Consider the following 19,355-nt stretch of genomic DNA (forward strand, 5'->3'; position numbering starts at 1 on the left):
CACCTCCAATTCCTGCTGATTAAGTTGACAGGGGAATATCCTTTTGTTTTGATTCAGCTTTGTGAATATCTTTTTCCGGTGGGTTTCTTCTGAAGTAATAAAGAAGCACCAGTAAAACCGATACGGCTAAAATCGCATAAACGGACACGAATAGTATAAAGAGAGTTCCTAAATTCCCGGACGTTGTGACCGAGTCCTCGGTGCTGAGGATGCGGTAAATCGTCCATGGCTGGCGGCCGGTACAGGCGAAGATCCATCCAAATTCGATAGCGAGGATTGACAGTGGACCCCCGGCAACGAATGCCCACATCAACCATTTCGGGAAACGTTCTTTTTTCAGTAACTTGTTCCATACATAGGCGACGAGTGACAGTAGGATGAGGAGGGATCCTATTCCAACCATTGCGTTAAATAACGTATGGACGAAAAGGGGCGGCCAATATTCTTCAGGGAAGTCGTTCAGTCCGATAACCTCCGTATCGAAGCTGTTGCCCGCAAGGAAACTAAGGGCCCAAGGCACCTCGATACCCCATTTCACTTCCTGGGTAATGGGATCGGTAAATCCTCCGATGGCAAGTGGCGCATGAGTCTGGGTTTCGAATAATCCTTCTGCAGCAGCCAGCTTCTCCGGCTGATATTCGTGTAGCTTTTGTGCCGATTCATGCCCATTGATGGCCGTCAGGAATGAGAAAACACCGCCAACCAATAGGCAGATCATGAGTGATTTACTGTGGAAAGAATAAACCCTTGAACCAAAAGAAGACCGAAGCATCTTAAATGCAGAAACGGTCGCAATCGTAAAGGATCCCACTACATAAGCGGATAAGGCCACGTGTCCGGCTGTCACAAAAAAGCTTGGATTAAAGAATGCCTTCCACGGATCCACGTTGGTGATTTTTCCGTTTATAATTTCAAACCCTGCTGGTGTCCCTTCAAAAGCATGTACATTAGTGATCAATACGGCTGAAGCAAGTCCTCCGATGGCAACGAGCACCAAACTTACAATCCGCATCCAAGGAGCAATCCGGTTGGCCGCATACACATAAATGGACATAAATAGAGCTTCTACAAAAAATGCATAGATCTCAATTTGAAACGGCAGGGCCATGACGCGCCCGATGACTTCCATGAATCCAGGCCAAAGGAGAGACAATTGAACCCCTGCAATCGTTCCTGTCGGGATACCCACCCCTAACAGTACCGCGAACGCCTTGGTCCATCGCTTCGCCATCACGGAATAATCAAGGTCATTGGTCCGTTGGAACATGATTTCTGCCACAAGGATCATTAACGGTATACCCACTCCAAGTGTGGCAAATATGATATGAAAACCCATTGTGGTACCAAACATGGAACGAGCAATTACTAAATCATCCATTCTCAAATCTCCCTTACTAGTCTTTAACATTTCCTTATTGTCCACTTAATGGAAAATAATATTCATGTTTTTTAGGAGAAAGAGAAGTTTGAGGGGATTGATGAGGAAGTCGATAATATAAAGGGGGAAGTCGATAATAAGTGTGTGAAAGTCGATAATATAAAGGGGGAAGTCGATAATAAATGAGGCAAAGTCGATAATAAATGAGGCAAAGTCGATAATAACTCGGTTGTGCCCATGCATAAACGATTCATCATGACGACCCAAATTAAGGTTTTGAAAATAAAATGGTCATTTTTGAAAAGAAAGTGTCCAGATTTGAAAATAAATCCTGTTTTTTGAAAATAAATTAGCCGATTTTGAAAATAAATGAGGAATGGCCCTCTCATTTAACAAAAAAAGCAGCCACCAGGGCTGCTTTCTTATTGTAATGCCTTCTTCAACGTATCAATATTTCTCTTCATTAATGAAAAATAATCCTCATTCTCTTTACGATCCTCTGCAGTAAGGACGGATAAGTTATGAAGCGTGAGTGATTTCGCTCCCAGTTCATTTTGGACGACTTCTGTCAGACGGGAAGAAACGTTCTGCTCAAACAGGATGTATCGGACGTTGTCTTTCTTCCCTTTTTCAATGATTTTCTTCAGCTCCTGTTGGGAAGGTTCGTCAGCGGTGTTCAACCCGGCGATGGCTTCCTGATGGAGTCCGTAGCGTTCTTCCCAATAGCTGTAGGCAGCATGGGAAACGTAGAAAGTTTTCTTTGGCGAATTGTCCGCCATGCTTTGGAATTCAGCGTTTAACTCATCTAGATCACTGGATAACGCTTCAAGGTTCGCCTGGAATTCATCTTTATGCTCAGGCATTTCTTTGGAAAGGGTGTCGGCGATGTTCTTTGCCATTTCCTTTGAATACAAGGGATCTAACCAAATGTGGGGATCCACATCATGGTTGTGGCCATCTTCATGGTCGTGTTCATCTGCACCATCTTCTTCATGGGTCACTTCGATTCCTTTACTGGCTGCTACCACGGCGACATCTTCATTTTCTAATAAAGACTTTGAATTTTCGACGAATCCTTCAAGGCCCATTCCGACATAGAGGAAGACATCGCCATCAGCCATCTTCATCATATCTTTTTGAGACGGTTCAAATGTATGTTCATCAGCACCGGGAGGATAGATGCTTTCCACTTCCACATACTTCCCTCCGATTTTTTTTGTGAAGTCCTCCAACGGATAGACCGTAGTGTATACCTTTAATACATCTTTCTTTTTGCCCTTATCCTGTCCGGAGTCGGCTCCGCAGGCAGACAAAACGAAAATCAATAATAATAGTAAACTCAAGCGAATATAGTTCAAGAGGAATCCTCCTTTATTAACGGTTTTATCTCATAACTGTAATGATTACGATTTAGCACAAAGGTTATTTTACTACCGATATGGGGAATAAGCAAGATAAAAGGGTGGATTTCATAAAAAAGACTACCTCCCGAGCTGGAGCTAGTCTGAATCACTCATCTTTTGATGTGGCCATTCTTCAGGCACGTGGTCGATTCCTCCAGGATGAAAAGGATGACATTTCACAATACGTCTGATGGTCAACCATCCGCCCTTGAGAGCACCAAAACGGCTGACTGCTTCGACACCGTAATGGGAACAAGTGGGATAAAAACGGCAAGTAGGGGGTTTTAGAGGAGAGATAACGCGTTGATAGAACTTGAATATTAATAACAGTAACCTTTTCATGATCCGTCTCCTCGTCGATTTTCTTTTACTATACCAGAAGCCTGATAGGTATTGAAAGGTATCGGCTTATTGTGATGGTGGATATGAGTGGAAATACAGGTATTTAGCCTAATTCAGATTAAGTTGATGAAATAACTATGAATTTACGTTATACTATGAGTAGAAACTAAATGGGAGTGATTTTAATGCCTTCAGTAGAAAGCTTTGAATTAGATCATAATGCAGTGAAAGCACCTTACGTCAGACATTGCGGTGTGCATAAGGTAGGAAGCGACGGACTTGTGAACAAGTTTGATATCCGTTTCTGTCAACCGAATAAACAAGCAATGAAACCTGATTCTATTCACACTTTAGAGCATTTATTAGCCTTCACCATCCGTAAATATGCTGAGCCTTATGCTCATTTCGATATTATTGACATTTCACCAATGGGCTGCCAAACGGGCTATTATTTAGTCGTCAGCGGTGAGCCGAAAGTGGAAGAAATCATTGACCTGTTGAATGCGACAATGAAAGAAGCGGTAGAAATCGAAGAAATTCCTGCAGCCAATGAAAAACAATGCGGCCAGGCAAAGCTTCATGATTTAGACGGAGCCAAGAAACTGATGCGTTTCTGGCTGAGCCAAAGCAAAGAAGATTTGAAACAAGTTTTCGCATAATAAAGAAATCCACCGTTTTATAGGGAACGGTGGATTCTTTTTGTTACTCTTTATTTTGTTTTTCCTCATCTTGTTTCATCTTTTCGAGATGAGGATTATTTTCAAGTGGATCGACTGTATGCTTAACCGTTGTATAGGCTTTGGATGTTGTAAGCGCACTTACAAAAATGACAAGGATGCATATGACAACCGCAATGATCAATACAAGAGTCACCGACATCATACAACCCCCTTTTTTTCACTATTTTATCATAAGAAGATTGGTTATTCATGGTGGAAAAACAACATTTTTATGACGTTTCCTATCATTACCATCGAATGTTTGGTATCCTTTAGTAAGTATTAGTATTGACCATTCCAGACAGTCAAAGCGAGGGGGATGTTACCATGGATGTTTCTTCCATAATGGGAAAACAGGTTGCGGAGCTTCAGAGGACGCTCAGTATGAACCTGTTGAAAAGTCAGATGGCGACTCAAGCGGCACAAGTCACGGTGATGATGAAGGATATGCAGGTAAGCCAGCCCGCACCGCATCCGAGCAAAGGACATGTAGTGGATGTAAAAGGATAAAAAGAAGCGTTGTTCCGAAGTTTTCGGGACAACGCTTTTTTATTTTGTCGCCTCTGACCAACCCGCCTGTGCTTTTTGATTGTCCAGCTCCGGCGGGTAGTCCCTCGAGGTCACAACTGAAAAATCCCCAAAGGCAAAGAGCGCCTTCAGGGATTTCCCAGTTGTGCTTGTCGGGCCTGACCAACCCGCCTCCGCTTTTCTTTTGTCCAGCTCCGGGGGCTTGGGGCTCGAGGTCATAAGTCAAGCCGTCCAATAAGGCAAAGAGCGCCTTTTTGGACGGCTCGCCTTATGCTTGTCACCCCAGGTCGAGCCCCCTCCGCTTTTCTTAGTGTCCAGCTCCGGCGGGTAGAGGCTCGAGGTCATAAGCCAAGAATGCCAAAAAGGCAAAGAGCGCCTTTCCGGCATTCTCGTCTTATGCTTGTCGCCTCTGATCAACCCGCCTCCGCTTTTCTTAGTGCAAGCTCTTTTTTTCAAGCCTCACTCGTTCTTCGCTGTTGGACCATTTTTCTTTAAGTGTTTCGAATATGTATAGGCGGAAGAAGTATTGTAATTCTTCTGTTTCCATTTCCTGTATGAGTTCTAATAGTTCATTCCTAGAGGTATCTTCTAGGATTGTAAGGGCAATGAGGTCTAAGTCTTCGTCGGTACCTTTGATTCTTCCACGGTACATTTCATAAATCTCTTCGATCAACTTCATGCGCTTCACCTCCCTTTTTACCATTTTAACATGAACGTTTATGAATTTCTCTACATATTATGCTAGGACAACCCTTATTCGTCTTTACCCTTTTCCGTACTTTTTAATCTTGGAAAGGTGTTTGGCCGAATTTGACTGTCATACCATTTCAGTGATGATGCCAAGGTTTGTCTTCTAAAAGCCAACCACTAGAAAAGGAGATGCTTTAATTGGAGAAAAGCATGCTGTTCGTTGGGTCTGGTCTCGGTGCCCTCATACTTAACTTATTTGGAGATTGGGACATGCTCATCACGTTTCTGTTGATCACCGTGACCCTGGATTATTTTACAGGGATGATTGCAAGCGGGATAGAAGGGAAGCTATCGAGCAAATCCGGTGTGAAAGGGATCGGCAGGAAAGTGCTGATTTTCTCCCTTGTCACGGTTGCCCACCTTATTGATACTATACTAACAAATCAACACTTTATTCGTAATGCGACCATTATTTTTTATTTGTGTAATGAAATGATTTCAATCATCGAAAATGTCGGTCGGGCGGGAGTTCCGGTTCCGGAGTTTTTAAAGAAAGCGGTAGAAGTGTTGAAGAAGAAATCGAAGTGAATAGAATTCCGTCAATTGAGGAAAATGAAGGATAAGTACTGTGAAGGAGTGGGAAGATGAGCGAAGAACGACACGATTATTATATAGAAGTGGCCACAGGTGAAATTTCTAGAAGCTCGACTGATTCCGAATGGAATTTTAAAATATCAGCAACGGATGAAGAGATCACCCAGCTTCGGGAAGTATTCGATTCCAATCATTCCGTCGATTGGCAGAATTTTTACAGGTCTCACGTTCCTTATGTTCAATATCATTTTGACCGGGAAAATGATGCCTATGATGAAAACTTGCAGCAAGTTTATGGAATGCTGCACCGACTCGGGGATGATGAGGTGAAGAAGTTCATCGAGAGTATCGGCATACTCGATGATCATCCTCACGAAAATCAGGAGTAATGACGAAAAGTGTTGGTTCAGAAGTGATTTCTGTGGACCAACGCTTTTTATTTATGGTTAGATGGAAGGAAGAGTGTACGGATGAGGTGAAGCAGGGTGGAACAATTTATAGATGAGAATGGGAAAAAAGTGGAACTATCATTTGAAAAGGGGAGATTTGAGCAGGAGTCCTATCATGTCCTGGTTATCTGCCGATATGAGGGAAAGTGGTTGTTAACCCGTCATAAAATGAGGGGGCTCGAGTTTCCAGGGGGGAAGCGTGAGCCAGGCGAAACCTTGGAGGAAACGGCCATAAGGGAAACATTTGAAGAAACGGGCGGGGTGATCAAGGAGCCTGTATTCATAGGAGAATACAAGGTCTATGATCACCCACCATTTGTGAAAACGATCTTCTTTGCTGAAGCGGAAGAACTTATCAAGAAGGAGGACTACCTGGAAACGAAAGGGTCCGTCCTCTGGGGTGGTGATTTCTCAGGAATTCAGGATGATTTATCCTTCAGCTTTATCATGAAAGACCGGGTGGTGGAAATGGCGTTGCAAAGGCTTTTTCATCTGGGTATCACGATTTAATCCATCTCTTCTCGAGCTGTTCGACGAGTTTGTACATGATCGTTGCGAATACAGCAATTACGAGGAGAGAAAGAAGGACAAGGGTGAAATTAAACACTTGAAAGCCGTAAATGATCATATAACCGAGTCCCTTGGCTGACACAAGGAATTCGCCTACGATGACCCCGACCCATGATAACCCGACGTTCACTTTCAAGGTGGAGATGATAGTAGGGAAGGACGCGGGAAGGATGACCTCTTTAAACATTTGTCCCCGTTTTGCCCCAAAGGTCTGCATCACCTTTAAGTAATTGGGATCGACTTCCCGGAAGGATGTATAAACGACGATGGTGGTGATGATGACAGAAATGACGGTCCCCATGGCAATGATGGAGGTGAATCCCGGCCCCAGTCCGACGATCAAAATCGGACCTAGAGCTACTTTAGGCATGGCGTTCAAGATGACAAGGTACGGATCCAGTACTTTAGAGAGAAATGGTGACCACCATAATAGAGCGGCGAGCATCGTACCAAGAAGGGTGCCGAGGATGAATCCTATGACGGTTTCACAAAGGGTCACAGATAGATTGGCTAATAAGCTCCCATCTCCGATCTTCACAAGGAATAACTTCCATATTTTTGAAGGTGAGCTGAAGATGAGGGGATCCACCCAGCTGTTCCGGCTGGCTATTTCCCATAGTGAGAAGAAAACGGTGAAGATGAGAGCTTGATAAAACCAAACCCAGCGCTGTTCTTTTTTCAGTGATTGGATGTATTTCTGATGCTTTTGATTAATCGATTCTTGATTCAAGTTTTTCAAGCTCCTTCCATATGGTCTGAAAAAATTCCGGGTATGCTTCATGATTTCTCACTTCAAACGGCATCATTTCTTTTAACGGGGCAGGCACTTCAAAAACGGTGTGAATATGTCCCGGTTTCGAACCGAACAATAGGATGCGATCACTCATGGAAATGGCTTCCCCGATATCATGGGTGACAAGGATGGCTGTTTTTCCGAAAGACTTCAAGGTGGAAAATACCAAATCCTCTAATCTTAATTTCGTTTGATAGTCAAGCGCGGAGAAGGGTTCATCCAGAAGAAGCAATTGAGGTTCTGTGATGAGTGTACGGATCAGCGCGACCCTTTGCCGCATTCCGCCTGATAGCTCCCTCGGGTAGGATGACCCCACGCCCTCAAGCCCCATTTCCTTTAATAACATATGAGCCTCGTTTCGCTTTTCTTCTGTCAGATTGCCCATGATGGATAGTCCCAACAATATATTTTCTTCAATGGTCTTCCAAGGAAACAGATAATCCTGCTGTAACATATAGCCGAGTTTCTTTTTCATCTGTTTGATGGGCTTATTGTGTAATGTAACGGTACCTTCTGTCGGCAGAATGAGTCCGGCGACAATAGAAAGAAGGGTTGTTTTTCCGCAGCCTGATGGACCGATGAATGAGATGAATTCACCTTCTTCGACCTGTAATGAAATATCTGAGAGGGCATGGGTGGCCGTTTTGGGTGAAAAATAGGTGTGGTGTATGGAATCGATGGATAGAAAGGTCACTGTTTTCAGCCTCCATTTTCTTTTTTTACAAAGGAAGGGCCGACATGAGAAGTCAGCCCCGGGAAGATGTTACTTTGCTGCTTTTTCAGCGATGGATGTGTTCACAAGCGTTTTATGATCGACACTCTGTGGAAGCTCTCCCGCTTCATCCATGATGCTTTGAAGATTGTTCCATTCCTCTTCGTCAAGAATCGGATCTGTGGCATAGGAACCTTGTGATTTATAGCGATCGACAACGGTTTCGATTAAGCCCAGTTCGGTATCTTCAAAATAAGGCTCGATCACTTTGGCGATATCAGCCGCTGAGTTCTCTTCCACCCACTGCTGCGCTTTATATAGTGCTTTCGTGAATTTCTCCACTGCTTCTTTGTTTTCTTTCATGTAACTGTCCTTCGCCATGAAGGTAGTGTACGGTACATGACCGGATTCTGTTCCAAAGGAAGCGACAATATGGCCTTTTCCTTCTTGTTCAAAGATGGAAGCCGTCGGTTCGAATAACTGGACATAGTCCCCTGTACCAGATGCAAAGGCATTGGCAATATTGGCAAAATCGATGTTCTGGATCAGGTTCAAATCGTTATGTGGATCAATGCCATGATTCTTTAACACGAATTCACCGACCATTTGCGGCATCCCGCCTTTTCGCTGCCCAAGGAAGGTTGATCCTTTCAGCTGATTCCAGTCAAAGTCCTCCACCTTTTCTCTTGAGACGAGAAACGTTCCATCGGTTTGGGTCAATTGGGCAAAGTTGATGACAGGATCATCCGACCCTTGTGCATGGACGTAGATGGAGGTTTCAGAACCGACCAACGCGATATCGGCACCACCCGACAGTAAGGTGGTCATCGTCTTATCCCCACCCCAAGTGGTGGTTAATTCGATATCCAGCCCTTCGTCTTTAAAGAATCCTTTTTCTATTGCTACATATTCAGGTGCATAGAAAATCGACCGGGTCACTTCCGCTATCCGCACCTTTTGAACAGTCTCCTCTTTGTCTCCACAGGCGGTAAGCCCGATGGTCAACATGAGAATGAGGAATACTCCTAAACCACTGCGAAGCCATTTTTTCAATTCAATCTTCCTCCTTTAAAACCTTCAGGTTATCAATTGTTAAGATGAGAGCAACACTTTCTCGCTTGTTTATCTATTCGTCATTTGGGTAGGATGGTCATAAAGCTATATAGGTCATAAGCCTATTGAGATTTGCTAAAATATTCTATGTATAGTACAAAAAATGTGTGAATACCCAATGCACGTTGAAAGGAAGAGAGTATGAAGAACGGAATGATCGTGAAGAAAACGTTGTTCCCTTCTCCGAATCCACATGTGGAGCTGTATGAAGTCACTTATATATCTTCAGGTCTAAGGGTGAAGGGGCTACTTGCAGAACCAATCTTAGATGGGAAATATGACGGATTTCTTTATTTAAGAGGAGGTATAAAAGGGGTCGGAATGGTCAGGCCTGCCCGGATCGCTCAATTTGCTTCTCACGGATTCATCGTGTTTGCGCCCTATTACAGGGGGAATCTGGGGGGAGAAGGAAATGAGGATTTTGCCGGGGATGACCGCGAAGATGCGTTTTCCGGAATAGAGCTCTTAAAACATCATACACGAACAGCACCGAGCCGCATCCATGTATTCGGTTTCTCCAGGGGCGGCGTCATGGCCCTTATGGCAGGGATCGAGATCGACGTTACGTCCGTCGTCACATGGGGAGGGGTGTCGGATATGTTCTTGACCTATGAGGAGCGGAAGGATCTGCGCAGAATGATGAAGAGGGTGATCGGGGGAAGTCCGAACAAAGTTCCCGAACGATATGAATGGCGGACCCCCTTATCCTCACTCGAACATCTGCAAGCACCAATTCTGATCATTCATGGGGAAAAAGATCAGAACGTTTCAGTGGAGCATGCATATAGATTAGAACAAAGATTGAAGGAACTCGGGAAACCGGTCTCAACCCATTACTTCAAAGAATTTACACACTATTTTCCCCCAAGAAAAAATCAACAGATCGTTTCCCTGCTCTGTTCCTGGATGAAGGATCAGTAGTCAGTGGTGTATGATGAGAATAAAAAGGATTGAGGTCATACAAAATGGGTATGGGTTTAGAGCTAAACACGATGATTGTCACCAAAGGGAAAGAAGTAAGAAAAGAAGAAAATCTGTTTCAGCTTCAAAAGGACGGATATCGTCTGTATCCGATGCATATTCCCATTGATGTGAGAAAGACGAAACATAGTGAGCCGAGTGGTTTCGGAAAGATTGAAAAGATGGAATGGAAGGACGGGAAAACGACCATCTTTTACCGATTGATTTCCCTCAATAGTACCAATTAATAAAACGAGTGGCTGCAGGCAGCCACTCGTTTTAGTTCATTTCCTCATATAATAGATAGCGGTTATCCTTCGTTTGTGCGATAAGATAATTCTTGTGATCTTTCACACTATAAATGGGTGTTCCTTCTGCTAAAGTATTTGCTGTAAAGTCATTCACAGGATGATATTTGGTTTCGATTTTTTCCTTTATAGACCCAACCTTTTCATTAAGGGTCAGCTTCTTCTCTACGGACACTTTCACATATTGCTTATTGTTCACGACCATCATATCTCCGTATCCGCATAATTCATAGGATGCAGGCTTTTTCGCCCCGCATGCACTCAATACAAATACACATAATAGCAAGACAATCAGACGCTTCATTTTTTTCCTCCTTTTCCTTTCTGCACATATTCAAAAGATATTCATGCTTGTACGCGAACATGTTTGTTTTTTTCAATCCGAATTGTTTTCCCTATGTGGTACAGTATAGAAATCAACGAATGATAGGAGAGATCAACATGAGTAAACTCGAGGTCATTGTCTTGAATGAAGAGGATGCCAGGGTAGCAGAAGCGTCCGGGGCAGATCGTCTTGAATTAGTTTCGGCCATACATACGGGAGGATTGACTCCTGATTACAAGGTAATAGAAAAGGTATTGAAAGCTGTAACGATTCCTGTTCAGCTCATGATCCGCCTGCATTCTTCATCCTTTCGATATAGCATGAATGAAGTGAAAATCATGGCAGACCATGTTCGTGCCATTAAGGAAATCGGCGGTGAGGGCATCGTATTTGGTGCTCTAACACATGATGGAAAACTGGATGTGAATGCGTTAAAGGAAATCGCTCAAGCAGCAAAGGGGCAATCGATTACATTTCACAGGGCAATCGACGAGGCTTTGGACCCGGTAGCCCTTTGTAAAGAATTGCATCGATCGGGGTTGGCAGTGGAACGGATTCTTACATCAGGAGGAAGTCCCGTTGTGAGTGAAGGGATCGGAACCATTACTAAAATGATGGAAGTAGAGAAGGCTGGCGGTCCTACTATCATGCCTGGTTCAGGTTTAACGGTTGATAACATCAGTGAAATACATAAGGTGCTACATGCAAGGGAATACCACGTAGGATCAGGTGTGCGTCATGATGGTAGATACGATCTGGGAATAGACCCTGGAAAAGTAACGGAATTCAAAAAAGTGATCACGTACTGAATTGATTCTTTCAACCTATTTGAAATGAAAACTCAGTATGGTAAAAATAGTATGTAACAACTGAATATCCATATTTCTACTGGGGGAGTCCGATATATAGCTTGGACTGAGAGAGGAACGCAGAAGTTCTTTGACCCTTTGAACCTGATCTGGATGATACCAGCGGAGGGAAGTAGTGGAGAAGCGCTATGTGTTTTTAACGTGCTTACTACTTTTTGACATGTCGGGTTCTGATTATTCAGGACCCTTTTTTGTGTCTTCATTTTCACTGAAGGTTAAGTGAACTGCCTGACGAGGTAACCTTCCGGATCCAATCACAAGGAGGAGAAGGTAGATGGCAATCGATTTAAGAACTCAATTTTCAAACAGTAAAAAAGTATACGTCAGAGGATCAAGGCCGGACATACATGTTCCGATGAGAGAAATTGAACTAAGTAAGACGAAGGCAGCCTTTGGGGAAGAAGAGAATGCTCCTGTTCGTGTTTACGATACGAGTGGACCGTATACAGATTCACGTTATGAAGTAGATATCACGAAAGGATTGCCTTCGGTTCGAAAAAAATGGATTTTGGAACGCGAGGACGTGGATGTCTACAAAGGACGAGAAATCGTGCCGGAAGATAATGGTTATAGAAAGGAAGACCCTGGTGCGAGTCTGAAATGGTTTCCCAATGTCAATCGAAATCCTCTGCAAGGGAAAGCGGGCAGTGCCGTCACTCAAATGCACTACGCAAAGAACGGAATCATTACACCGGAAATGGAGTTCATCTCGATCCGGGAAAATGTGGATCCGTCTTTTGTAAGAGATGAGGTGGCAAGCGGCAGAGCTATCATTCCAGCGAATATCAATCATCCTGAATGTGAACCGATGATCATCGGCCGGCACTTTCATGTGAAAATCAATGCCAATATCGGGAATTCCGCTGTATCATCCTCGATTGAAGAAGAAGTGGAGAAGATGACATGGGCGACCAGGTGGGGTGCAGATACGATCATGGACTTATCGACAGGGAAAGATATTCATACGACACGGGAGTGGGTCATTCGGAACTCCCCTGTTCCTGTAGGTACTGTACCAATCTATCAAGCTCTGGAAAAGGTAAACGGGATAGCAGAGGATCTATCATGGGAAGTGTACCGGGATACGCTCATAGAACAGGCAGAGCAGGGGGTTGATTATTTTACCATCCATGCGGGAGTGTTGTTGAGGTATATTCACCTCACCGTTGAACGTACGACGGGGATTGTGTCACGGGGAGGTTCGATCATGGCACAGTGGTGCCTGGCTCATCATAAGGAGAACTTTCTTTATACCCATTTTGAAGATATTTGTGAAATCGCAAAGGCTTATGATATTTCGATTTCACTAGGGGATGGATTAAGGCCGGGATCAATCGCGGATGCGAATGATGAAGCACAATTTGCTGAGCTTGAAACACTGGGAGAATTAACACAAATCGCTTGGGAGCATGATGTACAGGTGATGATTGAAGGGCCAGGTCATGTGCCGATGCACATGATCAAAGAAAACGTGGATAAGCAAATGGAGATCTGTCATGAAGCCCCTTTCTATACATTGGGACCATTAACGACCGATATTGCACCGGGGTACGATCATATTACTTCTGCCATTGGAGCAGCGATGATCGGCTGGTTCGGTACCGCGATGCTGTGTTATGTGACACCGAAAGAACATCTGGGGCTGCCGAATAAAGACGATGTTCGGGAAGGTGTAATTGCGTACAAAATCGCCGCTCATGCGGCTGATTTAGCGAAGGGGCATCCAGGGGCACAAATAAGGGACAACGCCCTTTCCAAAGCACGATTCGAATTTAGATGGAATGATCAATTCAATCTCTCCCTGGACCCTGAACGGGCAAGGGAGTATCATGATGAAACCCTCCCTGCCGAAGGGGCAAAAACCGCCCATTTCTGTTCCATGTGCGGACCGAAGTTTTGTTCTATGAAAATCTCCCATGATATCAGGGGAATGAAAGACGGCGCTCTAGAGTCGCAGACTGAGAGGGAAAAAGGGTTGAAAGAGAAGGCGAAGGAGTTCGTTGAAAATGGATCAAACCTCTACCGATAATCAAGGCTCTCATATCCTCATGCTGAAGAAAGAAATGTTGATTCTGCATGAGAGGATCATGGAGCTTGAGAAAGAAGTGAAGGGAATTCAGGCAAAGTGCAGGCATGTCTTCTATGAAACGCCAGCCGCCAGGAACTGCATCAAATGTCACTATGCAGAAAGTACGTATTATTAGGAAAGCATACAAGGGTGAGAAATTCTTTTGACAGCCGATCGTTCCCGTGCTACGATAAATATTAATTTCCGAATAGTAAAAATATAAGCGTATAACTCTTATGTAGAGAGGTGGAGGGACTGGCCCTGTGAAACCCGGCAACCGTTCGATTTTTGTTGAAAAGGTGCTAATTCCTGCAAAGCCTCAGGCTTTGGAAAATAAGAGGGGATTCCACTAAATATGAAGCCCTCTCTTTCTTTGATTGAGAGGGCTTTTCTAGTATAAGGACAATTAAATAGACAAATGCAATAGGTGCTGAGTTTTACTCAGCTAAGAGGGAAGACCGGTGAAAATCCGGCGCGGTCCCGCCACTGTAATGGGGAGCAACTTATCACACTACCACTATTTCATATGAAATGGGAAGGGGTAAGAAGCGACGATCCTGAGTCAGGAGACCTGCCTGTTGTATGCACTTATGCTCTACGTGGATATAGAGAGGGGTGAGGAATGCGTGTTGAGAAAACCGGTTGGTCTCGACTCTAGTTAAGTATGCGTATGAATCTCTCTTTCATTTGGAAGAGAGATTTTTTTGTTGGGACAGGATAATCATTTTAAACAGATGGGAAGTGTGATGATTGAGTAAGGTTATGAGTTCGAACTTAGGGTATCCAAGAATAGGGGAAAATCGTGAATGGAAAAAGGTATTGGAACAATATTGGTCCCATAAGGTGGACGCAGAATCGTTCGAGAAACAAATGGAGAACATTCGTCTCGAGCATGTGAAGAAACAGAGGGATCAGGGAGTGGATTTGATCCCGCTTGGAGACTTCTCGTTGTATGATCATGTACTGGATACTGCGGTGATGTTCGGAGTCGTTCCCGAAAGGTTTGACTATCAAGGTGGGAAAGTACCTCTGGATACGTATTTTGATATTGCAAGGGGGACGAAGGATTCCCCAGCATCAGAAATGACGAAATGGTTTAACACCAACTATCATTATATCGTCCCGGAATTTTCCGGATTTGCACCTGAGCTGGTGGAAAATCGACCGTTGGCTTTTTACCGGGAAGCGAAAGAAAAGCTTGGTATCAAGGGGAAGCCTGTGATCATTGGACCATTCACATTTGTGAAATTGTCTAAAGGGTATGATGAAAAAGATGAAAACGCACTTGTGGAAAAATTGGTCCCTCTATACGCTCAAGTCTTAAAGGAATTACAGGATGAGGGAGTAGAATGGGTGCAGATGGACGAGCCGATTCTATGCACCTCGATCTCCAAACAAAAGGTAGAACGCTTTAAAGAAATCTATGGAACATTAAAGCAAGCAGCTCCCCATGTGAAGGTGATCCTTCAAACCTATTTTGATCGCTTGGACCACTATAAAGAGGTGACGTCCATACCTGTGGACGGGATCGGAATGGATTTTATTCATGACCGGGGAGAGAATTGGGAGGCACTGCGGAAGAGCGGGTTTCCTGAAGATAAAATTCTCGCTGCCGGGGTGGTGGACGGCCGGAATATTTGGAGAAGGAATCTTGTTGACGCCCATTCATTTGTATCTTCATTGGCCGATTATGTAGCGAAGGACCGGTTAATCATTCAGCCGGCATCCAGCTTGCTCCACGTACCGGTAACTGTGAGGCAGGAAGATGCGTTAGATAAAGTTCTTAAAAAGGGAATGTCATTTGCTGATGAAAAATTGAAGGAAGTGGCTCTCCTTGCGAAAGCGCTAGGAGAAGGAGTGGGGACTGTTGAGAAAGAGTTAGAAGAAAGTGTGAATTCCATTGCTGCCCTTCATGAATCAGCTGGCAGCACCAGAGATGTACTTGAAGAAGGTTCATCGAATGTCAGGAGGATCTCCCCTTATTCCATTCGTAGAAAAGTACAACCCAAACTCCCCCTTCTTCCTACTACTACGATTGGGAGCTTTCCTCAGACCAGTGAAGTAAGAAGACAAAGAATGAAGTGGCGCAAGGGTGAGATTGGGGATGACGTCTATCGGCAATTCATACGCGGAGAAATCAAGCGGTGGATCGATATTCAGGAGGAAGTCGGATTGGATGTGTTGGTCCATGGTGAGTTTGAACGGACAGATATGGTAGAGTTTTTCGGTGGGAAATTGGATGGCTTCCAGTTCACCACTTTCGGGTGGGTCCAGTCCTATGGATCGCGTTGTGTGAAGCCACCCATCATATATAGAGATGTGAACTTTATAAAACCGATGACAGTGGATGAAACGGTCTATGCCCAGTCGTTAACCGACAAGCCGGTCAAAGGGATGTTAACGGGGCCGATCACCATTCTGAACTGGTCGTTCGTAAGGGAAGACCTATCACGCTACACAGTGGCAAACCAAATTGCCCGATCTCTGCGCAAAGAAATTGAATCACTTGAAGAACAGGGGATACGGATGATCCAGGTGGACGAACCGGCACTCAGAGAGGGATTACCTTTGAAGAAGGAACGTTGGGATGAATATTTACAGGCTGCTGTCCATTCATTTAAGTTAGCTACTTCTTCTGTACAAAATGAAACCCAAATTCATACGCATATGTGTTATTCCGACTTTGAAGACATCATGGAAGCAATCAGCGATCTTGATGCCGATGTCATCTCAATCGAGACGTCGAGGAGCCATGGTGAATTAATCAACATATTTGAAGAAAGCACCTACGACAAAGGGATAGGATTGGGTGTTTATGATATACACAGTCCCCGTATACCCGAGTGTGAGGAAATCATCACGCATATTAAGCGTTCTTTAAAGGTGTTAGATCCAACACAATTTTGGATCAATCCTGATTGCGGCTTGAAAACCCGGGGGATTGCAGAAACCATTTCATCGCTTAAAGTGATGGTGGAAGCAGCGGAACATGTTCGGTCAGAACTTCTCGTGAAGAATGAATAAGAACATGCGTCATAGAATGGAACATCATGAAAGGAGCCAAATATGTCCTACGTAGCCATCGGAAGAATCATACAGGTGTACAATGAGCGATATCCTCATCATACATTCCTATATATGATCAGTGATAAGGGAGAAGATGAGTTAGAGAAGGGGAGAATATCTTTAAAATCTGCTGTGGAGCTTATGGTAAATGAAAAGATATGTAATATCTATGCCCCCCAGTAATAAAGGCCATAGATGTATTTAATACGTCAAAATGTTCTTCCCGAATGTAATGACATGTGTTAACTTATTGTTATATATAGGTTTACATACATTAGGGGGATTAGAACATGAATGGAGAAAAATTACGGATGCTTATCCACTGTGCCATCTTTGCTGCGATGACAGGGATCTTCGCACAAATCGAAATACCATTGCCACTCGTTCCCATCAGCGGACAGACACTGGCTGTCGGTATCACAGCAACGATTCTAGGAAGCAGATATGGTGCATTGTCTTTAATATGCTATGCGGCACTCGGAGCTGTGGGCGTCCCGGTGTTTGCCGGGTTCAGCGGGGGTGCACAAGTACTGGTCGGACCAACAGGCGGCTATATCTTCGGCTTTATCGTAGCGGCTTTCTTTACAGGTTATATTCTTGAAAAAACGAAGTTCACCATTCCTATGGCGATGATTGCCAATACGGTGGGGATGATCATTACGTTGATTCTTGGTACCATCCAACTGAAATATGTAGCTGATTTGGGTTGGAATCAGGCAATGGCAGCTGGAGTTTATCCATTTATCGTAGTGGGTCTGATCAAAGCATTCCTTGCAAGCTGGATTGGAATCACGGTAAGAAAGCGTTTGATACAGGCTAAATTGATCCAGAATCAGAAAGTGGCTGTATAGGAAAACGCTGGCTCTCTAAAGGGACGGTGGAATAAGAGCTAGTGTTGCATTCATTAGCGCTGTATGTAATGTCCTTAAATGCCATTCAACATAAAAAAGCAGAACGCCTGGATATTGTTCCTGGCGTTCTGTTTTTTTGATTTGCCTTAGGCCAGCATGAAACACTTATATGATTTATCTTTATTTTTTCTTCTGCCTATGATGACAACAGTGGTTAAAACAATAATGAGTAAGAACATTCCTTCAGCCATACAATCCCCCCTCGATAGTGGTGAGATGACGATCGAGTTCAGTGTAATCCAATGAGATTTCCAGCCATCTGGTAGTAGTTACAAATTGAAAGTAAAATAGTTTCAAAATTTAGATTATTACACTCGTAAATTCGGCCTATTTTTCATTCAAAGTGAGAACACACCAGGTCACATGTGATTTGGTGTGTTGCTGATTGATTTCATATAGAATCAAATAATGAGGTAAAGGTCCATTTATCCGAATTTATACATGGACCAATATCCGATATCTTTAAATCCGATGCGTTTATAAATTTTCCCCGCCTCTGGATTATCATAGAAAAGGCAGAGCTCCTTCCCTTCGTTTAAGACATCACGGCAAAGCTTTGTCATGCAATCTGTTGCATAGCCCTTTTTCTTATACAGGGGGTGGGTGCATACAGCGACAATCATGGCGGACATGCTGTTTTCTGCCGTTGTGGAAGCGGAAGAAACAAACTTGCCGTCTTGTTCTACGTAGTAGCTGCGTGCCACTCCTTTTTCCATCCCGTGCTTCCTTTTCTCCACTGTAAAACTTCCGCCGCTGAATTCAGGGATAAAGTTCAACAACTCCACAAGCTTCGGTAAATCAGTGACAGAAGCCTCTTTCACGTTTGGAAGGCCATGTTCTTCCATGGAGGAGGTGCTGTCGCATTTTGCATAATACATATGTCGTTTCGATTGGATTTCTCTTGATAAAAAGGGCTCGACTTCAGTGACAATTCGCTTTAATCCCGAAACGATGCTGTAATCTTCCGTTTCGTTGATGATAGCGGCAAATCCTTCAGCATCAAAATGGCCCATCGAATACGGAATGAAGTTTTCTCTGTATTTAAGAAGGATCCCTCTTAGGTTTCCTTCCTCGTCAAAATCTCCCCAGATCTTCTGGAAATCCTGCTCGTATCCAAAAGCTTCAATGTCCCCAATGATGAATAAGTTCTCGGCAGGCTGCTGTTGTATGAGCTGCTGGCATAGTTCGTGATCTTTATCTGAAAGCTGTCTGATCATCTTGATTCCCCCTGTGAAATTTATTCATTATCATACCAAAATTAGCAATATTTAGTAAAGTGTGAATTTTAGAAAGTAAGCGGATTTTTTCTCCTATCCGGCAAGTGGTTTTAAATTTTGCATATTAGGGAAACTTATGAACAATAACAGTTGTAAGGAGGAGCACACATGCTTTGGACCATCATCGGAATCTTATTAGTACTATGGTTATTAGGATTGATCTTTAAGATCGGTGGAGCCGTCATTCATGTTCTACTGATCATCGCCGTTGTCGTATTCTTATTTAACAGAATCACCGGCCGCAAAAAAGGATTATAACGAAACAAAGGTCCGTCCCTCT

At 43.8% G+C, this 19,355-nt stretch carries 25 protein-coding genes and 3 riboswitches; of the genes, 14 read left to right on the plus strand and 11 right to left on the minus strand.

What is annotated here, in order from left to right; all coding sequences use genetic code 11:
* Positions 1-19: 19 nt before the first annotated feature.
* The 3 genes from LCL96_RS00200 to yidD all read right to left on the minus strand — a co-directional run bounded on the left by LCL96_RS00200 (position 20) and on the right by yidD (position 3,123).
* Positions 20-1,378, minus strand: coding sequence for a cytochrome ubiquinol oxidase subunit I (locus LCL96_RS00200; protein WP_224939490.1), 1,359 nt, complete (start codon positions 1,376-1,378; stop codon positions 20-22).
* 422 nt (positions 1,379-1,800) lie between these two features.
* Entirely contained in the window at positions 1,801-2,736 is a 936-nt protein-coding gene (locus LCL96_RS00205) for a metal ABC transporter substrate-binding protein (RefSeq protein ID WP_224939491.1), read from the minus strand.
* A 141-nt stretch (positions 2,737-2,877) separates the two neighbouring features.
* Entirely contained in the window at positions 2,878-3,123 is a 246-nt protein-coding gene (yidD, locus tag LCL96_RS00210; RefSeq protein WP_224939492.1) for a membrane protein insertion efficiency factor YidD, read from the minus strand.
* A gap of 185 nt (positions 3,124-3,308) precedes the next feature.
* On the opposite strand from yidD, the gene LCL96_RS00215 reads away from it, so the two are divergent.
* Positions 3,309-3,782 carry an S-ribosylhomocysteine lyase gene (locus LCL96_RS00215; protein WP_224939493.1) on the plus strand — a complete coding sequence of 158 codons (474 nt, stop codon included), beginning with the start codon at positions 3,309-3,311 and terminating at the stop codon, positions 3,780-3,782.
* A 43-nt stretch (positions 3,783-3,825) separates the two neighbouring features.
* Here the strand turns inward: LCL96_RS00215 and ytzI are convergent, their stop codons facing one another.
* Positions 3,826-4,005, minus strand: coding sequence for a YtzI protein (gene ytzI, locus LCL96_RS00220; protein ID WP_224939494.1), 180 nt, complete (start codon positions 4,003-4,005; stop codon positions 3,826-3,828).
* A gap of 164 nt (positions 4,006-4,169) precedes the next feature.
* On the opposite strand from ytzI, the gene LCL96_RS00225 reads away from it, so the two are divergent.
* Positions 4,170-4,352 carry a hypothetical protein gene (locus tag LCL96_RS00225; RefSeq protein WP_224939495.1) on the plus strand — a complete coding sequence of 61 codons (183 nt, stop codon included), beginning with the start codon at positions 4,170-4,172 and terminating at the stop codon, positions 4,350-4,352.
* Positions 4,353-4,391: 39 nt separating this feature from the next.
* Here the strand turns inward: LCL96_RS00225 and LCL96_RS00230 are convergent, their stop codons facing one another.
* Together LCL96_RS00230 and LCL96_RS00235 are read right to left on the minus strand one after the other, a co-directional pair.
* A complete protein-coding gene (locus LCL96_RS00230) occupies positions 4,392-4,589 on the minus strand; it encodes a hypothetical protein (RefSeq protein WP_224939496.1) in 198 nt (65 codons plus the stop codon).
* A gap of 214 nt (positions 4,590-4,803) precedes the next feature.
* Entirely contained in the window at positions 4,804-5,049 is a 246-nt protein-coding gene (locus tag LCL96_RS00235; protein ID WP_044340349.1) for a DUF6154 family protein, read from the minus strand.
* 209 nt (positions 5,050-5,258) lie between these two features.
* Between LCL96_RS00235 and LCL96_RS00240 the strand changes: the two genes are divergently transcribed.
* The 3 genes from LCL96_RS00240 to ytkD all read left to right on the plus strand — a co-directional run bounded on the left by LCL96_RS00240 (position 5,259) and on the right by ytkD (position 6,613).
* Positions 5,259-5,648, plus strand: a complete 390-nt coding sequence (locus tag LCL96_RS00240; RefSeq protein WP_318246390.1) for a phage holin family protein — start codon at positions 5,259-5,261, stop codon at positions 5,646-5,648.
* Positions 5,649-5,704: 56 nt separating this feature from the next.
* Positions 5,705-6,043 carry a hydrolase gene (locus tag LCL96_RS00245; RefSeq protein ID WP_224939497.1) on the plus strand — a complete coding sequence of 113 codons (339 nt, stop codon included), beginning with the start codon at positions 5,705-5,707 and terminating at the stop codon, positions 6,041-6,043.
* 96 nt (positions 6,044-6,139) lie between these two features.
* The gene (ytkD, locus tag LCL96_RS00250; protein WP_224939498.1) at positions 6,140-6,613 is read left to right on the plus strand and encodes an RNA deprotection pyrophosphohydrolase; all 474 of its coding nucleotides are present in this window, start codon (positions 6,140-6,142) and stop codon (positions 6,611-6,613) included.
* Here the strand turns inward: ytkD and LCL96_RS00255 are convergent.
* From LCL96_RS00255 to LCL96_RS00265, 3 genes are all read right to left on the minus strand, one after another.
* Positions 6,603-7,412 (minus strand): ABC transporter permease, encoded by an 810-nt coding sequence (locus LCL96_RS00255; RefSeq protein ID WP_412103501.1) that lies wholly within the window; start codon positions 7,410-7,412, stop codon positions 6,603-6,605. The two genes, ytkD and LCL96_RS00255, sit on opposite strands and share 11 nt — an antisense overlap.
* Positions 7,384-8,160 (minus strand): ABC transporter ATP-binding protein, encoded by a 777-nt coding sequence (locus LCL96_RS00260; protein ID WP_224939500.1) that lies wholly within the window; start codon positions 8,158-8,160, stop codon positions 7,384-7,386. Before LCL96_RS00260 ends, LCL96_RS00255 begins: the two co-directional genes overlap by 29 nt.
* A 69-nt stretch (positions 8,161-8,229) precedes the next feature.
* The gene (locus LCL96_RS00265) at positions 8,230-9,186 is read right to left on the minus strand and encodes an ABC transporter substrate-binding protein (RefSeq protein ID WP_224939563.1); all 957 of its coding nucleotides are present in this window, start codon (positions 9,184-9,186) and stop codon (positions 8,230-8,232) included.
* 258 nt (positions 9,187-9,444) lie between these two features.
* On the opposite strand from LCL96_RS00265, the gene LCL96_RS00270 reads away from it, so the two are divergent.
* The gene (locus LCL96_RS00270) at positions 9,445-10,212 is read left to right on the plus strand and encodes an alpha/beta hydrolase family protein (RefSeq protein WP_224939564.1); all 768 of its coding nucleotides are present in this window, start codon (positions 9,445-9,447) and stop codon (positions 10,210-10,212) included.
* A gap of 44 nt (positions 10,213-10,256) precedes the next feature.
* Entirely contained in the window at positions 10,257-10,499 is a 243-nt protein-coding gene (locus tag LCL96_RS00275) for a DUF2584 domain-containing protein (RefSeq protein ID WP_224939501.1), read from the plus strand.
* Between the two features lie 31 nt (positions 10,500-10,530).
* Here LCL96_RS00275 and LCL96_RS00280 read toward each other — a convergent pair whose 3' ends face one another.
* Complete coding sequence (locus tag LCL96_RS00280; protein ID WP_224939502.1) at positions 10,531-10,863, minus strand: hypothetical protein; 333 nt, start codon at positions 10,861-10,863, stop codon at positions 10,531-10,533.
* 137 nt (positions 10,864-11,000) lie between these two features.
* On the opposite strand from LCL96_RS00280, the gene LCL96_RS00285 reads away from it, so the two are divergent.
* From LCL96_RS00285 to LCL96_RS00310, 6 genes are all read left to right on the plus strand, one after another.
* Positions 11,001-11,693, plus strand: coding sequence for a copper homeostasis protein CutC (locus LCL96_RS00285; protein ID WP_224939503.1), 693 nt, complete (start codon positions 11,001-11,003; stop codon positions 11,691-11,693).
* A gap of 71 nt (positions 11,694-11,764) precedes the next feature.
* A riboswitch (TPP riboswitch) is annotated at positions 11,765-11,881 on the plus strand.
* Between the two features lie 146 nt (positions 11,882-12,027).
* The gene (thiC, locus tag LCL96_RS00290) at positions 12,028-13,782 is read left to right on the plus strand and encodes a phosphomethylpyrimidine synthase ThiC (RefSeq protein ID WP_224939504.1); all 1,755 of its coding nucleotides are present in this window, start codon (positions 12,028-12,030) and stop codon (positions 13,780-13,782) included.
* Complete coding sequence (locus LCL96_RS00295) at positions 13,760-13,957, plus strand: hypothetical protein (protein WP_224939505.1); 198 nt, start codon at positions 13,760-13,762, stop codon at positions 13,955-13,957. Before thiC ends, LCL96_RS00295 begins: the two co-directional genes overlap by 23 nt.
* Before the next feature lie 95 nt (positions 13,958-14,052).
* Positions 14,053-14,161: riboswitch (SAM riboswitch) on the plus strand.
* Positions 14,162-14,229: 68 nt separating this feature from the next.
* A riboswitch (cobalamin riboswitch) is annotated at positions 14,230-14,415 on the plus strand.
* Positions 14,416-14,571: 156 nt separating this feature from the next.
* On the plus strand, positions 14,572-16,845 hold the full coding sequence (metE, locus tag LCL96_RS00300) for a 5-methyltetrahydropteroyltriglutamate--homocysteine S-methyltransferase (protein WP_318246391.1): 2,274 nt from the start codon (positions 14,572-14,574) through the stop codon (positions 16,843-16,845).
* Between the two features lie 42 nt (positions 16,846-16,887).
* Positions 16,888-17,070, plus strand: coding sequence for a hypothetical protein (locus LCL96_RS00305; RefSeq protein WP_224939506.1), 183 nt, complete (start codon positions 16,888-16,890; stop codon positions 17,068-17,070).
* Positions 17,071-17,177: 107 nt separating this feature from the next.
* On the plus strand, positions 17,178-17,738 hold the full coding sequence (locus LCL96_RS00310) for a biotin transporter BioY (RefSeq protein WP_224939507.1): 561 nt from the start codon (positions 17,178-17,180) through the stop codon (positions 17,736-17,738).
* A gap of 485 nt (positions 17,739-18,223) precedes the next feature.
* On the opposite strand, the gene LCL96_RS00315 is transcribed toward LCL96_RS00310, so the two are convergent.
* A complete protein-coding gene (locus tag LCL96_RS00315; protein ID WP_224939508.1) occupies positions 18,224-19,015 on the minus strand; it encodes a GNAT family N-acetyltransferase in 792 nt (263 codons plus the stop codon).
* A gap of 168 nt (positions 19,016-19,183) precedes the next feature.
* Here LCL96_RS00315 and LCL96_RS00320 point away from each other — a divergent pair, with 168 nt between their 5' ends.
* Positions 19,184-19,333: a lmo0937 family membrane protein gene (locus LCL96_RS00320; protein ID WP_106298475.1), complete on the plus strand. Its 150-nt coding sequence runs from the start codon at positions 19,184-19,186 to the stop codon at positions 19,331-19,333.
* Positions 19,334-19,355: the final 22 nt, after the last annotated feature.

Source organism: Rossellomorea aquimaris (genome assembly GCF_020172085.1).
GTDB classification, from domain to species: domain Bacteria; phylum Bacillota; class Bacilli; order Bacillales; family Bacillaceae_B; genus Rossellomorea; species Rossellomorea aquimaris_E.